The organism is Gymnodinialimonas ceratoperidinii, from assembly GCF_019297855.1.
In the GTDB taxonomy this organism is placed as follows: domain Bacteria; phylum Pseudomonadota; class Alphaproteobacteria; order Rhodobacterales; family Rhodobacteraceae; genus Gymnodinialimonas; species Gymnodinialimonas ceratoperidinii.
Window position 1 is genome coordinate 3,298,961 of record NZ_CP079194.1, and the last position, 12,734, is coordinate 3,311,694.

Sequence of the window (12,734 nt, forward strand, 5' to 3'; positions counted from 1 at the left end):
TTACGCCTCCCTTGCGGTTTCCATGTAGTCGTCCAACGCAGCAATCTGGTCTGCCGTCAGTTTGAGCCCAAGTTTCGAGCGGCGCCAGACCACATCTTCCGCATATCGCGCATATTCCCGGCTCATCAGCCAGCGCACCTCGGCCTCCGTCAGACTGGCTCCGAAATCGCGCCCAAGGTCCTCTGCCCGCGGCGCGGGTCCAAGAACGTCTGCGGCCTCGGTGCCATAGGCGCGCACGAGGCGCTTGGCCCATCGGTCATTCAGGAACGGATAGGCGGTTTTCAGTTGCCCGATCAGCGCGTCGACGCCATCGACCGGGAAATCGCCGCCCGGCAGCGGCACGCCCGCAGTCCAATTGCCCTTTGCCGTCGCGAAGTGCGGCGCGAGCTTTGCCCAGGCATCCTCCGCCAGCACGCGGTAGGTGGTGATCTTGCCGCCAAAGACATTGAGCATCGGCGCGCCGTCATCATCCATCGACAGCACGTAGTCCCGCGTCGCCGCCGTCGCCGATTTCGCGCCGTCATCATAGAGCGGCCGGACCCCGGAGTAGGTCCAGACGACATCCTCTGCCGAAAGGCGCTCCTTGAAATACTCGTTTGCGAAGTCCAGCAGGTAGTCGCGCTCTTCCGGCGTGCATTCCGCTGCGCGGGGATCGTCGTTGTGCTCGGCGTCGGTCGTGCCGATCAGGGTGTAATCGGTCTCGTAGGGGATCGCGAAAATGATCCGGCCGTCCGTGCCCTGAAAGAAGTAGCACTTGTCGTGATCGAAGAGCTTGCGGGTCACGATGTGAGAGCCGCGCACAAGGCGCACCCCTTCGCTGGAATCCTGCCGCGCGACGTTGCGCACGATGTCGGCAACCCATGGCCCGCCCGCGTTCACCAGCGCGCGCGCCTGAACCACCTCTGTGCCCTGCGGCCCCGTCATCTCGACGCGCCAGAGGTCTCCTTCACGCGTGGCCGAGGTCACTTCGGTCCCCACAAGGATGCGCGCGCCGCGCGTCTCGGCGTCGCGGGCGTTCAACACCACCAGCCGCGCGTCCTCCACCCAACAATCCGAGTATTCATAGGCCTTGTTGAACCGATCCTGCAGCGGCGCCCCCTCCGGCGTGCCGTCGAGGCTCACGCTATCGGTGCCGGGCAGGATCTTCCGCCCCCCAAGGTTGTCATAGAGAAACAGGCCCAGACGGATCAGCCAGTTCGGCCGCCGCCCCTTCATCCATGGCATCACGGTGCCGAGAATCTTCGAGGTCGGGGTCGAGTTGTCGAAGCGCATGTCTTTCGACAGCGGCAGCACGAAACGCATCGGCCACGAAATATGGGGCATGGCGCGCAGCAGGGTCTCGCGCTCTTCCAGCGCGTGACGCACAAGCCGGAACTCGAAGTACTCCAGATACCGCAAGCCGCCGTGAAAGAGCTTGGTCGATGCGCTGGACGTCGCCCCCGCAAGATCGCCCTGCTCGGCGAGGCAGACGCTCAGCCCGCGCCCTGCCGCGTCGCGTGCGATCCCGCACCCGTTGATGCCGCCGCCGATCACGAAAATATCGTAGGGCTGATCCATGGTGCGTCCCTTGAAGCTGTCGGACCCGACACTCGGGCCGTGAATCCGTCATCTCACCCAATGTTCGTTTTGTCAATTTTTCCGCTCGCTTATCTTCGCGTCTTGCCTGCTCCCCGCCTTTGCTCTTGCCAAATCACGGCCAAATGCGCACCTGTGACACATGTTGAAATCGATGCGATCCATACTCGGCAGGAAGGCCCGCAAACCGTCTCTGGCGGACGCCGTGGCCCCCCGGTTGCAAAGCATGCCGCTGCCCGAGCAGCAGACCTACGTCATCGGTGACATCCACGGCCGCGCGGACCTTCTGGAACTGATGCTGGAGCTGATCGACGCCCATATCGGCGGCACCTCGGCAGTGAACCCACAGCTGGTTTTCGTCGGCGATTACATCGACCATGGCCCCGACAGCGAGGCGGTCCTGACCCGGATGCGGGAGTTGCACGAGAGCTTTCCCGACAACGTCGTCTGCCTGATGGGCAGTCACGAGCGGATGATGCTCGATTTCCTTGCCGATCCCGCGACCCGCGGCCCCCGCTGGATGCGCTCCGGCGCGTTGGAGACCCTGCGCTCCTACGGCGTGGCGACCAGCGATCTTGAAGAGAGCCCCGAGTTCGATGCTTACCCCAAGGCCGCGAATGCGCTGCGCCGCCGTCTGAAGAAAAGCACGCTCGACTGGATGGAGGGCCTGCCGCTGAGCTGGAGCTCGGGCAACCTCTGGGCGGTGCACGCCGGGGCCGATCCGGGGCACGCCATGGAAGCGCAGACCGCGCGGGTTCTGCTCTGGGGTCATCCGGAGTTCGACAGCGGCCCGCGCAGCGATGACATCTGGATTGCCCACGGCCATTCCGAGGTCGATACCCCCCGTGTGGCCGAGGGCCGGATTGCCACCGACACCGGCGCATGGCGCACCGGGCGTTTGACGGCCTGCGCGATCCGCTCGAACGGGCGTTACGATTTCCTGCAGACCTGACAGCCGCCTAGCGCGACAGCTTCTTCTTCGCCTGATCCTCGACCGAGGTGTGCCACAGCGGCACGCCCGCCCTGAAAGCGGCCCGCCCGATCATATGCGCTGCCACCGGCGCGGTGATCAGCAGGAACAGCATCGTCGCCACCGCGCGCGTCATTGTCGTGAGGTCGCCGAAGAAGACGGCCACCGCGATCAGGATCAGGCCCGCGCCCAACGTGCCCGCCTTGGTGGAGGCATGCATCCGGATCAGGACGTCCGGCAAGCGCAGCACGCCGAGGCCCGAGACGAAGCAGAAGAACCCGCCAAGCAGGATCAGCGCGGCGATGATATATTCCACGATCATGGCATATCCTCCGGAGGCGGCGGTGGCCCGGGCGGCGGCGCGTCGCTGCGGCGCTGACTGCGGTCCACGAAGCGCGCCAGGGCGACCGTGGCCAGAAACCCGATGATGGCCACGACAATGGCTACGTCAACGAAGGCCGTCTCGCCCGATTGCAGCGCGTAGAGCCCGCAAAAGCTGACGATCAGCACCGTCATCATGTCCAGCGCGACGATCCGGTCGGGCAAGGACGGCCCTTTCACCAGCCGGATGAAACCGCCCACGACGCCCAACATGACAAGGACGAAGCTGATGTCGATGGCGATGGTCAGGATCGAGCTCATTCCATGGCCTCCCTCACGCGCTTCTCGACGCCATTCTTGATCGACGCGCGGATCGCATCGGGATCATCGCCGAACATGGCGTGAATATAGAGCGTCCGGCAATCCTCGGACACATCGAGGCTCAGCGTGCCCGGGGTCAGGGAAATATAGTTGGTCAGCACCAGCAGGGCCATCTCGGAATGGTCCTCCAGCGGCACCGAGATGATGCCGGGTCGCGATTTGTGCTGCGGCGTCAGCACGTCCCAGACCACGCTCAACGCGCCGACAAGCAGCTCCCAAAGAAAAAACAGGATCAGCTTCAGGATACTGGTCGCGCGGGTGAAATAGCGCTCGGTGCCGGGGTAGAGCGGCCGCGTGGCAAACAGCGCGGCCGAGCCGATGGCAAAGCCGATCAGCAGATTGATGAGGCTGAAATCGCCGGTCAGGGCGGCCCAGGCTGCCGCGAGCGCGACGTTGATGGCGAAGACATTCATTGGAACACCTCTTCGCTCGTCGGAGAGGCCGGCGACAGGACGATGTCCACATAGGCCTGCGGGTTCAGCAATTGCTCGGCGGCGCGTTCGGCGAACAGCACGAAGGGCTCAGGAAACAGGCCGATGATGCAGGTCAGTGTCGCCAAGACGGCAATCGGCACCAACAGCGCGGCGCGATCCTTGGCGGGCAGGATCGACAGCTTCGGCGAGACACCCGCCGGGTGCGGCTTCCAGAAGGCATTCCCCCAGATTTTCGTCATCGAATAGATCGTCAGCAACCCGACCACCAGCGCCACACCGGCGATCACGTAGCCGCCCCCCTCCAGCGCCGCCTTCACGAGGATGAATTTCGCCCAGAAGCCCGAGAGCGGCGGGAAACCGGCGAGGCTGAAGGCCGGTATCAGGAACAGGAAGGCCAGCAACGGCGCGGTCTTGTAGAGCCCGCCGATCTGGCTCAACTCGGTCGACCCCGCGATGCGCCGGGTGACGCCGGCCACGAGGAAGAGGTTCGCCTTCACGATGATATGGTGGACGAGGTAGAAGACCGCCCCCGCCAGCGCCAGCGGTGTGAACAGCGCGAGGCCAAGGATCATGTAGCCGATCTGGCTGACGATATGGAACGACAGGATGCGGCGGAAATCGTTCATCGCCGCCGCGCCAAGAACGCCGGTCACCATCGTCAGCCCCGCAATCCACAGAAGGATCGTATGGGTGTAGGCCACATCGGTGGTGAAGATCAGCGTGAAGGTCCGTATCAGCGAATAGACCCCCACCTTGGTCAAGAGGCCCGCGAAGATCGCGGAAACCGAGACTGTCGGCGTGTGGTAGGACGCGGGCAGCCAAAAGAACAAGGGGAAGACCGCGGCCTTCACCCCGAAGGCCACCATGAACATCATCGACACGGTGATCAGCAGGCCCTCGTTCTCGACCTCCTGCACCGCGCCGTGCAGATCCGCCATGTTGAGCGTCCCGGTCATCCCGTAGAGCAGGCCGATCCCGGTCAGGAACATCACGGTGGAGACGAGGTTGAGCGTCACGTACTTGATGCCGCCGTCGAGCTGCTGGCGGTTGCCGCCCATCACCAAGAGCCCGAAGGACGAGATCAGCATGACCTCGAACCAGACGTAGAGGTTGAACAGATCGCCCGTCAGGAAGGCCCCGCAGACGCCTGCGAGCAGCACTTGGTAGAGCGCGTGATAGCCCAGATGCTCCTTCCGTTCCTCGACATCCGCCAAGGCGTAGATCGCGATGGCAAGCCCAGTGATCCCGGTGATGACGACCATCACGGCGCTCAGCAGGTCGGCGACCAGCGTAATGCCGAAAGGCGCCGGCCACTCGCCCATCTGCGCGGCGATCACGCCTTGTCCCCAGACGTTCGCCATCAGGATGATCGACGAGATCAGAAGCCCCGCCGCCCCCAGAACCGAAAGCCAACGGCCCTCGGGTCCATGCCGGAAAAGGAACGCCAGAACGGCGGTGGCGAAAGGGATGATCAGCGGCGCGGCGAGGATCCAGCTCATTGCTTGGCCTCCCACGCGATGTAGGTCTTGGAATCGTCCGGCGGCGCCTCGTCCGGTGGCTCCGCCAGCCGCATCTCGTCCGAATTCAGCGTCCCGAGGTTCTGATACGCGCGGTAGACCAGCATCAGCGCGAAGGCGAAGAGGCCAAAGCCGATCACGATCGCAGTCAGCACCAGCGCCTGAGGCAGCGCATTGGCGGCGCCTTCAAGGGGCGCGTAATCGCCCTCGTGGATCAGCGGCGGCGTCTCGGGTGTCAGCCCGCCCGAGACGAAGATCGTCAGGTTCGCGGCGTTGGAGATCAGGATCAACCCGAACAGGAACCGCAACACGTTCCGCGCCAGCATCAGGTGCACGGCGGCAGCGACGAGGACCCCGACCATGATGGCGACGAGAAGCTCCATCAGACTTCATCCTCCAGCGCCAGAACAAGGGTCAGGATCGCCCCGAAAACAACAAGGTAGACGCCGATATCGAAGACCAGCACCGAAGAGATCGGCAGCCCCTTGTCGGTCGGATCCGCCGGGTCGGCGCCCGCGAACCACCACTGGCCGGTGAAGAAGGCGTCGTTGAAAAAGACCGAGAAGACACCGGCGGCAAGCGCCACGCCAAGGCCGATCATCGCGATGTTCTGCGGCTCGAACTTCAGCGCCTCCCGCGTGGCCCGAGAGCCCTGTGCAATCGCGTAGAGGATGAACCCGGTGGAGCCGATCAACCCGCCGATGAACCCGCCCCCCGGCTGGTTATGGCCGCGAAACAGCATGAAGATCGAGAACAGGAGCAGCAGCGCCGTCAGCAGCCGGGTCGCGGCGTTGAGGATGATCGAATTCATCATGGGCGGCTCTCCTCCGGGCTCACGCGGGCTGGCGCCGGCGCATCCTCGATCACCGTCGTGTCACGGCGCGGCGGCTCGGTTTCCTCGCGGATGGTGCCGTAGCGCGTCCCGCGCAAAAGCGCGTAGGCCGAGAGCGCCGCAACCACGATGACCGCGATCTCGCCGAACGTATCCACCGCGCGGAAGTCCACGAGGATGACATTCACCACGTTGCGCCCATAGGCCTCGGGCCATGACGTCTCGTTGAAATAGGCCGTCAGGCTCAGGTCCAGATCGGTCTGCAGGACGGCGACAAGAACCAACGTCGTCAGAACCCCGACGACGACGGACAGAACCGCATGGATCGGGCGGTGCCGTTCCTGCGTGCGGGGTCGCAGATGCGGGAGCTTCAGCATCGCGACGGCCACGAGTACCACCACCAATGTCTCCACCAGCAGCTGCGTGATGGCCACGTCGGGGGCCGAGAACATGATGAAGATCAACGCCACGCCGATGCCCACAACCCCAAGCGACGCAATGGCTGTCATCCGCGATTGCGTCAGCGCCGTCAGCAAGGCGCCCGCGGTGATGAACAGCAGCACGGCCCAGTGCTTGAACTGCAACCCGTCGAACTCCGCCTCGAAATCGACGCCGAAGTTCATCGCCTCTTTCAGGTAGAGCGTGGCGCCGACCGCAAGCGCGAAGGTCGCGAAGGTCACGAAGATATACCGCTGCAGGATACCGCTCTGCAGATACCGTGTCTGCCAGCTTGCCAATGCCTTGAGCCCATCGAGCGAGCGGTCCCAACCGGGATCGAACTTGATCGGATTGGCCGAGATCACCCGCGCCAGCATCTCGCGCAGACGCCCGTGCAGCAGGTAAAGGACAAAGCCCACGCCGAAGGTCACAAGCGACAGGATGAAGGCGGCGTTGACCCCGTGGAACAGGTAAAGATCCACCTCCACCGCGCTGCCATAGACGGCCTGCGTCGCCGGGCCGACCAGCCAGACCTCGGGCACATCGGCGAAAACGCCGAAAAAAAGCGAGAAGGCGCCGAGGATGACGGGACCGAGCCACATGGCCATCGGTCCCTCGGTCACCTCCTGAAACTTCTCGGGCAATCGTCCAAGGAACGGCCGCGCGACCGCGATGCCGGCGGCCACGAACATCAGGACCGACGCGGCAAAGATCGTGCCCGTGATCCATAGCGAGGCGGTCTCGGCCTCAAGCCCGGCATCGTAGAGGAACTCCTTGCCGATGAAGCCGACGAAGGGCGGAATACCGGCCATGGAAATTGCTGCCAGAGCGCCTGCGAAGAAGGTAATCGGCATCTTGCGCGCCAGACCGCGAAGCTGCGCCACCTCGCGCGTGCCGGTCTGCATGTCCACGATGCCGATCATCAGGAACAGCCCCGCCTTGTAGAGGGAATGGACCACCAGAAACAGCATCGCCGCCTTGATCGCCGCACTGCTCCCCGCGCCGATGAACAAGGTGAGCGCGCCAAGCGCCATCAGCGTCGTATAGGCAAGGATCTGCTTGATATCGGTCTGCCGGATCGCCAGCACGCTCGCGAAAACCGTCGTGAAACCGCCCGCGATGACCAGCGCCCAGAACCATGGCTCGGTGCCGCCGAGCGTAGGGTTCATCCGCGCCATCAGGTAGACGCCGCCCTTCACCATGGTCGCCGAATGCAGGTAGGCCGAAACGGGCGTCGGCGCGGCCATGGCATTGGGCAGCCAGAAGTGGAACGGGAACTGCGCCGACTTGGTGAAGGCGCCTGCAAGGAACAGGATCAGGATCGGCAGATACAGGGCATGGTCGCGGATCGCGCCCTCCATGCTCCTGATTTCGCTCAGTGAATACGTGCCGGCAGCCGTCCCCAACAGGACCGCGCCGGCCAGAAGCGCCAGCCCTCCGGTGCCCGTCAGAAGCAGCGCCTGCAACGCCGAGCGGCGTGACTTTGCGCTGTCGGAGTTGAAGCCGATCAACAGGTAGGACGAGATCGTGGTGACCTCCCAGAACACGAAGAGCGCGATCAGGTTGTCGGCCAGCGTCAGGCCCAACATACCGACCATGAAGATCATCAGGTAGAGCACGAAGCGCGGATATTCCGGGTGCGCGCCGAGGTAACGGATCGAATAGAGCGTCACCAGTGTTCCGATACCGGTGATCAGAAGCGCGAAGGTCAGGGACAGGCCGTCGATCAGCATCTCCAGCCGGACGCCGAGCGAAGGCACCCACTCGATGCCGATCAGGGCGCTGGAGCCCCCGGCAACCGGCCCGAGGAACTGTGCGAACCACGCGAACAAGGCCGCCGGGATCAGGACCGAGATCCACCCCGCCGGGCCGCCCGCGATCCGCGCCACCGCTTCTCCGCCACTTGCCACTGATTTCGTCCCTCGTTTGCCACGCAACGGCGCCGTGCCGCGCCGGGGCCCTCTTCTGGTCTGCCGCTTCTGTGGCAGGCTCGGGGCACCCTCTGTCACCCTAAATTGACGCAAAGCCGCGCCGCGTCCAGCTTTTCCGGCCCGCCTGCGTCATTCAGCAACTAGGAACGGCGGCGGCTCCGATCAATGCAATTCGGCTGCGACAAACTGGATGCTTCGCGCGGAGACAGGATCAGCGGCGGACGTGACTGCACGTGGTGCGCGAGGGGCCATTGACCTTCCGACGCCCCACCGGAACACTACCTTGATGAAAGAGACCTTCCAGATGTCCGACCTGCAGATGCTCGCCCGCGATTGCCTGACCCGCGCCGGTGTGAGCGCTCACGTGGCCGGGATCGTCGCACGCGACGTGGCGCTCTCCGAGGCCACCGGCCGGGCGGATTGCGGGTTCGCGGGGCTGCTGCGCGACATTCGCCTGATCCGCTACGGGCGTCTCTCCCCCGATGCGACGGCGGTGATCTCCAACCCCGCGCCCTCGGTCATCGAGGTTGACGCCGCCCATGGTTTCGCCGCCGCAGCCCTCGCCCAGTCCCTGCCCGCCCTTGTCGACGCCGCGCGGGCGCAGGGCGTGGCGATGCTGCACCTCACCCGCGCCAGCAATCCCGGCGCCATGGCCGGGGCGATGGCAGAACTCGCCGCGTCAGACCTTGCCGCGCTCGGGCTTGGCAGCAAGGGACAGGCCTTCGCGATCCGCCCGCAGGCAGGCGTGGTCACGGCGCTCGACAGCGGCGCCGACACGGCACTTTCAGCGCTCCTCTCCGAGGCGCCACCGATCGAGGATTCCCCCCTCGACGGGCCGGTCGAGGCCTCCGGCTGGTTGACGGCGCTCGATCCGGGCGTCACAGCCGCCGCTGAATTACTGCGGCACCTGCCCCTGAAGCGTGGTATGATTGCGCCCACCGGAGTTTCCTTAGCGCCAGAGTTGTTGGCGCAGATCGTGAATGCCTGAGATGCCATCGGGACTAAGCAAAGGATTGTCGCTGCGCGGGCTGGAGGTGTTCGAGACCCTCGCCCGCACCGGCTCGGTCGCTGCCACAGCCGCCGAACTGGGGATGAGCGCGCCGGCGGTGTCTCAGCAGATGAAGAACCTGTCGGCAGCGCTCTCCGTCGAGCTGGTAGACGCCTCGCGCCGCCCGATGGTGGTGACGCCGGCAGGGCGGCTCTTCCTCGCGCAGGCCAAGGAGGCCTTGCGCGCCCTACGGGCGGGGCAGCGCAATCTGCAGGCACTCGACCTGAGCGAGTTGTCGTCGCTCTCGCTCGGGGTGATCGAGGATTTCGAAAACGAGGTAACCCCGCTGCTGGCGACGCGGCTGGCGGAGGCGATGAGCCAATGCGCCTTCACGTTGCAGACCGGCGCCAGCCATGTCCTGCACGGCCGGATCGCGGCGCGCGAGCTGGACATCGCGATCTGTGCGGCGGGCGACACGCCGCCGCGCGGCACCTCGGCCCTGCCGTTGCTGGATGATCCCTATATTCTCGCAGTGCCCAAGGGGACGGAGATCGATGAGGGGTTGGCGTCACTCGATTCTTTGCCGTTCCTGCGGCGGGATCTGGAACAGGTCATGGGGCAACAGATCGAGGCCTATCTGACCCGCGCCGGGATCGTGCCTGCCAACCGCTTCGAGATGGATTCAAACCAATCGATCTCGGCGCTCGTGGCCGCGGGCTCTGGCTGGACGATCACCACCGCCCTGTCGCTCGGCCGCGCCGGGCGTTTCGCCGATGGCATTGCGGCGCATCCTCTGCCCGGTGAGGCGATGACCCGGCAGATCGTGCTCTATGCCTCCTCGGACTGGTCCGGCGGCATCCCGGAACAGATCGCCGGATTGGCGCGCGAGCTGATCGCGCTGCATTTCACCGAGCCGGGGATCGAGCGGATGCCGTGGCTCGGGCGCAGCTTTCGCCTGCTGTAACCTCCCCCCGCTGGCGCGGGGCGACCCGTGGGGGGCCAGCCCCCCACACCCCCCGGGATATTTCCGGAACGAGGAAGAGGTCAGCCTTTGACGGCGCCGGCGGTGAGACCGCTGACGATCTGGCGCTGGAAGACCATGACCAGCACAAACAGCGGGGCGATGATCGAGACGGCGGCGGCGACGGCCACGACCTGATCGGTAGTGGTGGTCTCTCGGTTGAAGAAGCCGGCGATGGCGGGGACCATCGTCTGGTTGGAGCCGTCGAGCAGGAGCGCGGTGATCAGGTAGTCGTTGTAGGCCAGCAGGAAGGAGAACAGGCCGGTGGTGATGACGCCGGGCCACATGACCGGCATGATCACCCATCGGAACGCCTGGAAGTGGGTGCAGCCATCGACGCGGGCGGCCTCGTCCAGTTCGTTGGGGATGTTCTGGAAGAAGCTGCGCAGCATCCAGATGGTGAAGGGCTGGTTGATCGAGACCAGCACGGCGATCACCGCGAGGGGTTGGCCGTAGAGCGTGGGGGCGTTCTCGCCGAGCCAGGGGCGCAGGATCTCGGCGGAGTTTACGAAAACCGGGAGGTAGCCTGCGAGCAGCACGGAATGGGGGAGCGCGCGGAAGACGAGCGCCATGATCAGCAGCCAGAAGGCGATGTTGGAGCCGGACCGCGCGAGGCCGTAGCCGGCGAGGGTGCCGACGGTGAGGGAGATGGTGACGGTGCCGCCGGTGACGATCAGCGAGTTGATGAAATTGTTGTAGAAGCCGCGTTCGACCCAGATTGTCTGGTAGTGCTCGGTCGTCAGGCCGATGAGCGGCGTGCCGAGGGGGCCGAGGATGGGGTTGAGGACGCCGAGGATCGCGGGGAGCACGAGGAAGAAAACGAAGATGAAGCCCACCGCGTAGGCCATGACGCCGATGATCCAGCCGGCCCAGACCTGACCTGCCGGGCTCCAGGCGGAGACCTTGCGGGGCAGCCAGGTGAAGGCCTGGCGGATGGTGAAGAAAAGCACCGTGAGGCCGAGGGCCAGATCGAGGGCCGAGAGGCCGTTGCCGCGGTCGCGGGTGACGGGGCCGAGGATCACGTCGAAGGGGTTGGCGGCGAAGGCGTCGACCGGGGACTTGAAGCTCATCAAGGTGATCCAGACGATCGGAAAGGCCGCCAGAAGGCACCAGAAGGCGAGGAAGGCGGCGGTGCCGATTTTCAGGCCCATGGGCTGACGCATGGCGCGGGGGGTATCGCTCATATCGCGGCCTCCGAGGATGTGTTTCGGGGGGTGCTCAAGCTTGAGCAGACATCTAAGACATTGATATTACACATTTAATGCGAACTCCCCTTGTGGTCTCGCCAGGTGCGGCGCAGCAGCGGGATCAGCAGCACCACGATCCCCAGCATCGTCAGCATCGAGGAGGCCGAGGCCCGAGAGAAGGCGCGGTTGCCGGCGTCGTCGGGGCGCAGGAAATCGAAGGTGAGGTACTGGAGCGAGGTCACATGGGCCTCGGCCCGGAAGCCCACGATCTCGTCAAACACGCGGTAGGCGTCCATCAGGTGGATCAGCGCGATGAAGATGATCAGCGGCATCAGGTGCGGGATCACCACGTAGCGCAGGCGGTCGAAGCGCGAGGCGCCGTCGATGATCGCGCTTTCGAGCGTATCCTGGTTCACCGTCTGAAGGCCGGCATAGAAAATGACGAAGGCGAAGGGCGCCACGTGCCAAACCCGGTAGAAGAGCATCAGGAGCTCGATCGTCCAGCCCTGGGCGAACATGGCGATGTCGCGGTCGAGCCAGGCCTCGATCCCGCGGGTCAGGATGCCGTCCCCGACGAAGAGCCAATAGATCGAGAGCGAGCCGATCACCGGGGTGATGATGAAGGGCAGGAGCGAGATGAAGATGATCGGCCCGCGCAGGGAGCGCGCGGCGCTGTTGACCGCCAGCGCGATGGCGAGGCCGACGCCGATGACCAGCGGCAGCGTCACCAGCGTGAACATCAGGGTAAAGCGCAGGGCCGACCAGAAATCGATCTGCATCAGCGCGTTGTAATCGAGTGCGGTGATCGCGGCCCAGGCCCGTGCCGGTTCCAGAACGCGGTCGTAGGAGAGGAAGCCGACCCATTCGGTCGTGGTGACAATGTCGCCTGTTTCCTCGTCGATCAGCGGCACCGTCTGCAACTCGGTCGTGCAGGTCTGCGCAAGGAAACCGGCGGAGCAGGTTTCGACCTCGATCTGCTGGACGACCGGTTGGGTGATGCGAAAGGAGCCGAGGAACACCGAGGCCAGCGGGGCCGCGATGAACAGCACCATGAGAAACAGCGAAGGTCCGACGAACCAGATGAATGTCTTGAACTTCATGGGTCGTGCCCCCCGATTTGTTCATGCCGCGCGTGTGTG

The 12,734-nt window shown here is 64.8% G+C and carries 13 protein-coding genes; 3 read left to right on the forward strand and 10 right to left on the reverse strand.

What is annotated here, in order from left to right:
• Positions 1-1,557: a glycerol-3-phosphate dehydrogenase gene (gene glpD / locus KYE46_RS15975; protein ID WP_219001995.1), complete on the reverse strand. Its 1,557-nt coding sequence runs from the start codon at positions 1,555-1,557 to the stop codon at positions 1-3.
• 160 nt (positions 1,558-1,717) lie between these two features.
• On the opposite strand from glpD, the gene KYE46_RS15980 reads away from it, so the two are divergent.
• On the forward strand, positions 1,718-2,527 hold the full coding sequence (locus tag KYE46_RS15980; RefSeq protein ID WP_219001997.1) for a metallophosphoesterase: 810 nt from the start codon (positions 1,718-1,720) through the stop codon (positions 2,525-2,527).
• A gap of 7 nt (positions 2,528-2,534) precedes the next feature.
• Here KYE46_RS15980 and mnhG read toward each other — a convergent pair whose 3' ends face one another.
• The 7 genes from mnhG to KYE46_RS16015 are packed head-to-tail and all read right to left on the reverse strand — an operon-like array spanning position 2,535 to position 8,378.
• Complete coding sequence (gene mnhG, locus KYE46_RS15985) at positions 2,535-2,867, reverse strand: monovalent cation/H(+) antiporter subunit G (RefSeq protein ID WP_219002000.1); 333 nt, start codon at positions 2,865-2,867, stop codon at positions 2,535-2,537.
• The gene (locus KYE46_RS15990) at positions 2,864-3,187 is read right to left on the reverse strand and encodes an MrpF/PhaF family protein (protein WP_219002002.1); all 324 of its coding nucleotides are present in this window, start codon (positions 3,185-3,187) and stop codon (positions 2,864-2,866) included. Before KYE46_RS15990 ends, mnhG begins: the two co-directional genes overlap by 4 nt.
• Positions 3,184-3,660 (reverse strand): Na+/H+ antiporter subunit E, encoded by a 477-nt coding sequence (locus tag KYE46_RS15995; RefSeq protein WP_219002004.1) that lies wholly within the window; start codon positions 3,658-3,660, stop codon positions 3,184-3,186. Before KYE46_RS15995 ends, KYE46_RS15990 begins: the two co-directional genes overlap by 4 nt.
• Complete coding sequence (locus KYE46_RS16000) at positions 3,657-5,180, reverse strand: Na+/H+ antiporter subunit D (protein WP_219002006.1); 1,524 nt, start codon at positions 5,178-5,180, stop codon at positions 3,657-3,659. Before KYE46_RS16000 ends, KYE46_RS15995 begins: the two co-directional genes overlap by 4 nt.
• The gene (locus KYE46_RS16005; RefSeq protein WP_219002008.1) at positions 5,177-5,581 is read right to left on the reverse strand and encodes a Na+/H+ antiporter subunit C; all 405 of its coding nucleotides are present in this window, start codon (positions 5,579-5,581) and stop codon (positions 5,177-5,179) included. Before KYE46_RS16005 ends, KYE46_RS16000 begins: the two co-directional genes overlap by 4 nt.
• Positions 5,581-6,012, reverse strand: coding sequence for a Na+/H+ antiporter subunit B (locus tag KYE46_RS16010; RefSeq protein ID WP_219002010.1), 432 nt, complete (start codon positions 6,010-6,012; stop codon positions 5,581-5,583). The genes KYE46_RS16005 and KYE46_RS16010 overlap by 1 nt, the downstream gene beginning before the upstream one ends.
• Positions 6,009-8,378 carry a putative monovalent cation/H+ antiporter subunit A gene (locus tag KYE46_RS16015; protein ID WP_219002012.1) on the reverse strand — a complete coding sequence of 790 codons (2,370 nt, stop codon included), beginning with the start codon at positions 8,376-8,378 and terminating at the stop codon, positions 6,009-6,011. The genes KYE46_RS16010 and KYE46_RS16015 overlap by 4 nt, the downstream gene beginning before the upstream one ends.
• A 307-nt stretch (positions 8,379-8,685) precedes the next feature.
• Between KYE46_RS16015 and KYE46_RS16020 the strand changes: the two genes are divergently transcribed.
• Both KYE46_RS16020 and KYE46_RS16025 read left to right on the forward strand, forming a co-directional pair.
• Positions 8,686-9,387: an Ldh family oxidoreductase gene (locus KYE46_RS16020; protein WP_219002014.1), complete on the forward strand. Its 702-nt coding sequence runs from the start codon at positions 8,686-8,688 to the stop codon at positions 9,385-9,387.
• Positions 9,380-10,351, forward strand: coding sequence for a LysR family transcriptional regulator (locus KYE46_RS16025; protein WP_219002016.1), 972 nt, complete (start codon positions 9,380-9,382; stop codon positions 10,349-10,351). The genes KYE46_RS16020 and KYE46_RS16025 overlap by 8 nt, the downstream gene beginning before the upstream one ends.
• An 80-nt stretch (positions 10,352-10,431) precedes the next feature.
• On the opposite strand, the gene KYE46_RS16030 is transcribed toward KYE46_RS16025, so the two are convergent.
• Both KYE46_RS16030 and KYE46_RS16035 read right to left on the reverse strand, forming a co-directional pair.
• The gene (locus tag KYE46_RS16030) at positions 10,432-11,592 is read right to left on the reverse strand and encodes a carbohydrate ABC transporter permease (RefSeq protein WP_219002018.1); all 1,161 of its coding nucleotides are present in this window, start codon (positions 11,590-11,592) and stop codon (positions 10,432-10,434) included.
• A gap of 74 nt (positions 11,593-11,666) precedes the next feature.
• A complete protein-coding gene (locus tag KYE46_RS16035) occupies positions 11,667-12,695 on the reverse strand; it encodes a carbohydrate ABC transporter permease (RefSeq protein WP_219002020.1) in 1,029 nt (342 codons plus the stop codon).
• Positions 12,696-12,734 lie beyond the last annotated feature (39 nt).